At 64.5% G+C, this 7023-nt stretch carries 5 protein-coding genes; all 5 read left to right on the forward strand.

From position 1 onward, the window contains the following. Position 1: 1 nt before the first annotated feature. Positions 2-1192, forward strand: a complete 1191-nt coding sequence (flgJ, locus tag ABB26_RS08455; protein WP_057633238.1) for a flagellar assembly peptidoglycan hydrolase FlgJ — start codon at positions 2-4, stop codon at positions 1190-1192. A gap of 11 nt (positions 1193-1203) precedes the next feature. Next, complete coding sequence (gene flgK, locus ABB26_RS08460; RefSeq protein ID WP_057633239.1) at positions 1204-3081, forward strand: flagellar hook-associated protein FlgK; 1878 nt, start codon at positions 1204-1206, stop codon at positions 3079-3081. After that, positions 3081-4283, forward strand: coding sequence for a flagellar hook-associated protein FlgL (gene flgL, locus ABB26_RS08465; protein ID WP_057633240.1), 1203 nt, complete (start codon positions 3081-3083; stop codon positions 4281-4283). The genes flgK and flgL overlap by 1 nt, the downstream gene beginning before the upstream one ends. A gap of 442 nt (positions 4284-4725) precedes the next feature. Beyond that, positions 4726-5946 carry a flagellin gene (locus ABB26_RS08470; RefSeq protein ID WP_057633241.1) on the forward strand — a complete coding sequence of 407 codons (1221 nt, stop codon included), beginning with the start codon at positions 4726-4728 and terminating at the stop codon, positions 5944-5946. A gap of 72 nt (positions 5947-6018) precedes the next feature. Next, a partial coding sequence (locus ABB26_RS08475) for a flagellin (RefSeq protein ID WP_057633242.1) occupies positions 6019-7023 on the forward strand: 1005 nt, incomplete at its 3' end.

A 7023-nucleotide genomic window follows, 5' to 3' on the forward strand; every position in this document is an offset into this window, starting at 1 on the left:
CATGCGTATCAGCGGCTCGCCACTGGAACTCAACCCCACCCTGGCCAACGACCCGGCCAAGATCGACAAGGTCGCACGCCAGCTTGAAGGTCAGTTCGCGCAGATGCTGATCAAGAGCATGCGTGAAGCCAGTTTCGGTGATTCGTTGTTTCCCGGTGAGAACAAAATGTTCCGCGAGATGTACGACCAGCGCATGGCCGAGTCGATGACCCGCGGTCGCGGGCTTGGCCTGTCGGCGATGATCGCGCGCCAGCTCGGCGGTGGTGATGCGGCCAGCAAGCCAGCGCTGGACGGCACCATCAGCCCAGCCGCCGCGGCGCGCGCCTACCAGCTGGGCGCCCCGGCACCAGCGGCATTGCCGCTGCACAGCGATGCGCCGGCAGATGTGGACGCTTTGGAGGTATTGGGCGCGAGTGAACGTGCGGCCTACATGACGCCCCAGGCACAGGCGCTGGATCTGATCGCCGGCCGCGACACCAGCGACCTGCACGCTGCACTCGGCAGCCACAACCCCTACCAGCAGACCGATGCCCTCGCTGCTCCGGACTGGGCGGTGGACAGCGACCGCTGGAGCAAAGTGACCTCCGCCGAACGCGGTGACGCCGTGGATGCGACCACCGCCAACCTGGCCGCGAACCAGCTCGGCACGCACACGCCAGAAGGCTTTGTCGCAAGCATCTGGCCGCATGCCGAACGCGCCGGGCGCGAGCTCGGCGTGGACCCGCGCGCCCTGGTCGCACAGGCGGCATTGGAAACCGGTTGGGGCAAGCGCCATATCCGCCGGGACAACGGCGACAGCAGCCACAACCTGTTTGGCATCAAGGCCACCGGCTGGAGCGGCGAGCGCGCCACTACCGGCACCCACGAATACGTCAACGGCCAGCGTCGCAACGAAACCGCCAGCTTCCGTGCCTATGGCTCGGTCGGCGAGAGTTTCGGCGACTACGTGCGCATGCTGAAGAACAGCCCGCGCTACCAGGCAGCCCTCAAGGCCGGCAGCGATGTGCGCGGCTTCGCACAGGGCCTGCAGCGCGCCGGTTACGCCACCGACCCGGCCTACGCCGCCAAGATCGCCGCCATTGCCGCCGGCCCCACCATCGAACGTGCCGTCGCCGCCATCAGCGATGCCGGCGTGCGCATGGGCCAGAGCTTTGCCAGCACCGCCGGTTTGACCGGCACCACCCGTCGTTGAGATAGACGTCCATGTCCAATGTTCTTTCCACCGGTACCAGTGCCCTGCTCGCCTTCCAGCGCGCACTGGCGACCGTCAGCCACAACGTGGCCAACATCAAGACCGACGGCTACAGCCGGCAGAAGGTGGATTTCGCCACGCGAAATCCCACCGATGTCGGTTACGGCGACGTCGGCAACGGCACCAAGATCACCGACATCCGCCGCGTCGCCGACCAACTGGCCATCTCGCGCCTGCTCGACAGCAACGGCGAACTGGCGCGGCTGCAGCAGCTTTCCGGCATGGCCGACCGCGTGGATGCGCTGTTCTCGGATTCGGCCACCGGCGTCACCGGGGTGTGGTCCAACTTCTTTGATTCGGTCAGTGGGTTGTCTGCCAACGCATCGGGCGCGGCGGACCGCCGCAACGTGCTGGACAGCGCAAACACGCTGGTCGGGCGCTTCAAGCAGCTCACCAACAACCTGGACTCGCTCAACAACGAGGTCAACAACGGCCTGCTCTCGGCTGCAACCGAGGTCAACCGGCTGGCATCGGAGATCGCCCAGCTGAACGGCGCCATCGGCAGCAATGCCGCGACTGCCGCGCCGGATCTGCTGGACCGTCGCGATCAACTGATCTCGCAGCTGGTGGGCTTCACCGGCGGCACGGCGGTGATCCAGGACGGCGGCGCCATGAACGTCTATTCGGCGGGCGGCCAGGCACTGGTGATCGGCACCAATGCGTCCCAGATCACCACCGCCACCGACCCGTATCGGCCCGAGCGCCTGCAGCTGGCAATCAAGACCCAGGGCATGACGGTCAGCCTCGACAGCAAGGCCATGGGCGGCCAGATCGGCGGCCTGCTGGAAGTACGCGATACGGTATTGAACCCGGCCCAGGCCGAGCTCGGTCGCATCGCCGTAGGCATGGCCCAATCGTTCAACCAGGCCCATCGCGAAGGCATGGATCTGTACGGTGACATGGGCACCGATTTCTTCACCCTCGGCCCACCCAAGATCACCGCACACAGCGGCAACACCGGCGGCGCCACCCTGACCGCAAGTTACGGCGACACTGCGGCGCTGGATGGGCAGAACCTGCTGCTGAAGTTCAACGGCACCAGCTGGGAAGCCAACCGCGCAGATACTGGCGCCAGTGTGCCGATGACCGGCGCCGGCACGGCAACGGACCCGTTCGTGGTCAATGGCGTGAAGTTCGTGGTCGGCGGCACGCCGGCAGTGAATGATCGCTTCCTGCTGCAACCCACAGCTGCCGCTACCAACGGTTTGTCGGTCGCCATCACCGATCCTTCGCGCATTGCCGCCGCCAACCCGATCAAGGGCGCTGCAGATCTGACCAACACCGGCACCGGTGTGCTGGGCAAGCTGGATGTGCTCGATGCCGCCAATCCGGCCCTGCTCAATCCGGCCAGCATCGAGTTCATCGATGCCAACCAGTACACCATCGACGGCGCCGGCCCGTTCCCGTACACACCTGGCCAGGCCATCAGCGCCAATGGCTGGAGTGTGGTGCTGGACGGCAAGCCCGGCGCCGGTGACAGCTTCACCATCGGCAAGACGCCTGCCGGCTCCAGCGACAACGGCAACGCCTCGCGCCTTGCCGCCGTTGAAGATGCCAAGGCCTTCAGTGGTGGCACGGTGACGCTCAACGGTGCGCTGGGTGGCCTGACCACGCAAGTCGGCTCGGCCGCCCGCGCGGCTGAGTATTCATTGCAGGCGCAGCAGGTCATCAACGCCAACGCGCAGGCAGGCCGTGATGCGGTGTCCGGCGTCAATCTGGACGAAGAAGCGGCAGACATGCTCCGCCTGCAGCAGGCCTACCAGGCCGCATCGCAGCTGATCTCGACGGCGGACACCATGTTCCAGACAATCCTGCGCGCGGTGGGCTGATGAACAACCGTATTTCCAGCAACATGATCTACGACCAATCGGTCTTCCTGATGCTCTCCAAGCAGAGCAAGCTGGCGCACCTCGAGCAGCAGCTGGCCACCGGCAAAAAGATCATCACCGCCAAGGACGACCCGGTCGCCTCCGGTACCGCTGTTGGCCTGGACCGCAGCCTGGCCGCCCTGGAGCAGATGAAGCTCAACGGCAGCACAGTGCAGAACCGGCTGGGTCTGCAGGAAAACACGCTGGCGCAGGTCAACGACATGATGGGCCGGGTAACCGAACTCACCATCTATGCCAGCAACCCAGGCCTTGCCGCCGCCGACAAGAAAGCGTTGGTGGCGGAGATCAACTCCATCAGCGAAGGCTTGCTGGCACTGGCCAATGCAACCGATGGCACCGGGCGCTACCTGTTTGGTGGCACCCAGGACGGTAGCCCGCCTTTCAGCCTGATCAATGGCAAGGTGGTCTACAACGGCGACCAGACCCAGCGCCAGGTCGAAGTGGCACCTGATACCTACGCCAGGGATGCCCTGCCCGGTAGTGAGATCTTCATGCGCATTCCCACTGGCGATGGCGCGGTGGATGGTGCTGCCGCAGTCGGCAACACCGGCAAGGCCGTGCTGACCAATGTCGGCCGTGACGGCAACGGCGGCTGGGATGGCAACGCCTTCAGCATCCGCTTCACGGCAGCTAATCAGTACGAGGTGCTTGACGCTGGCGGCAACGTCACCGCTACCGGCACGACAGCCAGTGGCGAGGACGTGGTGGTCAACGGCGTGCGCCTGCACATTGATGGCGAAGCCGCCGCCGGCGACAGCTTCAACGTGCAGCCCGCGACCAGCCGTGACATCTTCGCCACGCTGGACGGCTTGATCAGCGCCCTCAACAGCGACACCGGAACGCCTGCACAGATGGCAGCGCAGCAGAATCAACTGCAGGGCGCACTGCGCGATGTCGCCCGTGCTTCCGAACGCATGATCGACGCCCGTGCGTCTGGCGGCGCCCAGCTGAAAACACTGGACGATGCCTCGGCAACGCGCGAGGCCAACAATGTGACGATCAAAGGCACCCTGTCCCAGCTGCGCGATCTGGATTACGCCGAAGCGATCAGCGAGTACCAGCTGGAGAGCACCGCCCTGCAGGCGGCGCAGACCATCTTCATGCAGATGCAGCAGATGTCGTTGTTCAAGCGCCTGGGCTGATCTCCCCCGACCTGTTCACTTCAAAGGCCGCGATGCCACAGCATCGCGGCCTTTCTGCATTTGGGCTCAAGCGTTCTGCATTGATGCCGATAAGTGCGCCGCGCCTACACGACCAGGGCGATGCATCTGCGTTGCTCTGTTGCGGACTTTGCATCGATAGCGCTTGGTTTTCCTCGCTTTCAGCCGTTCTTCCAAACCCTGAATGCGCTCCGTAAACAGCCGGTTCCGCATCGCACAGGTGGATCCGCTGCATCTGCTTGACGGCCCTCCTGTGAACGGGAACGCCCAAGCGTGGCCCGCAACAGGCCAAAGCAAATCCCCGCCTAAAGGTTGTTGACAGTGCGCCGTTATTCCTTTTGCACCGGCGAGATGCACGACCGACAAAACAAAACAACGGCGGCATTTCGCTTCAACCACCGGGATTCCATAAGGGAGACGACCCATGGCACAAGTAATCAACACCAACACAATGTCGCTCAATGCTCAGCGCAACCTGAGCACCAGCGGCACCTCGCTGGCCACCACCATCCAGCGCCTGTCGTCCGGGCTGCGCATCAACAGCGCAAAGGACGACGCCGCCGGTCTGGCCATCAGCGAACGCTTCACCACGCAGATCCGCGGCTTGGATGTCGCCATCCGCAACGCAAATGACGGCATCTCGCTGGCCCAGGTCGCCGAAGGCTCGCTGTCGGAGGTTGGCAACAACCTGCAGCGCATCCGTGAACTGGCCGTGCAGGCATCCAACGCCACCAATTCGGCCAGCGACCGCAAGGCACTGCAGGCCGAAGTCACCCAGCTGGTCAGCGAAATCGACCGCGTCGCCAAGCAGGCCGACTTCAACGGCACCAAGTTGCTGGACGGCAGCTTCACCAGCCAGCTGTTCCAGGTAGGCGCAAACGCCGGGCAGTCCATCGCCATCGACAGCGTGGTCAATGCCAAGGCCGATTCGCTGGGCGCGGCCACCTTTGCCAATGTCTATACCGGCACGTCGCTCGCTGCAGCGGACAAGGCCACGGCTGATACCACGTTCTCGCAGCTGCAGATCTCGGTCACCGCACCGGGAGCAGCCGCCCCGACGGCCATCAACATCGGCGACATCACGGTCAAGGCCGGCGAATCGATCAGCGCCGCCACGGCCGCTGCAATCAACGGAAAGCTGGGCGAAACCGGCGTGCTGGCCAAGGTCGAAGCCGGTGTGATCAGCCTGACCTCGGTCAAGGATGGCCAGGCGTTTGCGCTCGCTTTCGCCGGCCCCGCCAACGCGGCCGCCACGCCGGCCACCTTGGCCAATCTCGGCTTGGTACAGACCAGCACCAATGGCGGCACGCTGACCGGCGCCGGCAACAGCTTCGTCAACGGTCTGAATGTCACCACCGCCGAAGGCGCACAGCAGGCCCTGTCGATCATCGACAAGGCGCTGGAGTCGGTGAACAGCACCCGCGCCGACCTCGGTGCCATCCAGAACCGCTTCACCTCGGTGGTCGCCAATCTGCAGACCTCCTCGGAGAACCTGTCCGCATCGCGCAGCCGCATCCGCGATACCGACTTCGCCAAGGAAACCGCAGAGCTGACCCGCACCCAGATCCTGCAGCAGGCCGGCACGGCCATGCTGGCCCAGGCCAACCAGGTTCCCCAGAACGTGCTCAGCCTGTTGCAGCGCTGACATGAGTCGCTCCTGAAGCACGTCAGGACCGCCTAACCCACCGTACGTGCAACTGCTCAAGGACCTCTCCTCATGGCACAAGTCATCAACACCAACACGATGTCGCTCAATGCTCAGCGCAACCTGAGCACCAGCGGCAGCTCGTTGGCCACCACCATCCAGCGCCTGTCGTCGGGTTCGCGCATCAACAGCGCCAAGGACGACGCCGCCGGCCTGGCCATCTCCGAGCGCTTCGGCACCCAGATCCGCGGCACCGACGTTGCCATCCGCAATGCCAACGACGGCATTTCGCTGGCGCAGGTTGCCGAAGGTTCGCTGAGCGAAATCGGCAACAACCTGCAGCGCGTGCGTGAGCTGTCCGTGCAGGCATCCAACGCCACCAACTCCGCCAGCGACCGCAAGGCACTGCAGGCAGAAGTGACGCAGCTGGTCAGCGAAATCGACCGCGTTGCCAAGCAGTCCGAGTTCAACGGCACCAAGCTGCTGGACGGCACGTTCTCCAGCCAGCTGTTCCAGGTCGGCGCCAATGCGGGCCAGTCCATTGCCATCGACAAGGTGGTCGATGCCAAAACCGCATCACTGGGCACCGCCACCTTCGCCACCGGTGCCACTGCAGCTATTGCAGCTGCCGGTGCCGACGGCACGCGCATCAGCGGCAAGGTGATGGGCGTGGATATCGGCACCGTCGAGCTGAAGGCTGGCACCAACACCGGAGACGCTGCAAAGGCCGTGGCCTCGGCCATCAATGCGAAAATCGGTGAAGCAGGCATATATGCCGAAGCCAACGCCGACGGCACCATGAAGCTGAGCTCGGTGAAGGAAGGCAAGGCCGTTGCCGCTGCCGATATCGCTCTGTTGCGCAGTGACGCCACCGGCACCACCTGGCCGGCAGGAACTGCCGCGGCGGCCTATAGCCCCGCCACCGCCACCGCTGCCAACGTGCAATCACTCGATGTGAGCACTGTGCTTGGTGCTCAGCAGGCACTGGAAGTCGTGGACAAGGCGCTGAGCTCGATCAACAGCACGCGTGCTGACCTCGGTGCGATCCAGAACCGTTTCACCTCGGTGGTGGCCAAC

The organism is Stenotrophomonas humi (genome assembly GCF_001431415.1).
In the GTDB taxonomy this organism is placed as follows: domain Bacteria; phylum Pseudomonadota; class Gammaproteobacteria; order Xanthomonadales; family Xanthomonadaceae; genus Stenotrophomonas; species Stenotrophomonas humi.

Excerpts from the sequence above, each read along its gene's own strand:
- flgJ (WP_057633238.1), top strand. The coding sequence starts at position 2 with ATGCGTATCAGCGGCTCGCCACTGGAACTCAACCCCACCCTGGCCAAC.
- flgK (WP_057633239.1), top strand. The coding sequence starts at position 1,204 with ATGTCCAATGTTCTTTCCACCGGTACCAGTGCCCTGCTCGCCTTCCAG.
- flgL (WP_057633240.1), top strand. The coding sequence starts at position 3,081 with ATGAACAACCGTATTTCCAGCAACATGATCTACGACCAATCGGTCTTC.
- ABB26_RS08470 (WP_057633241.1), top strand. The coding sequence starts at position 4,726 with ATGGCACAAGTAATCAACACCAACACAATGTCGCTCAATGCTCAGCGC.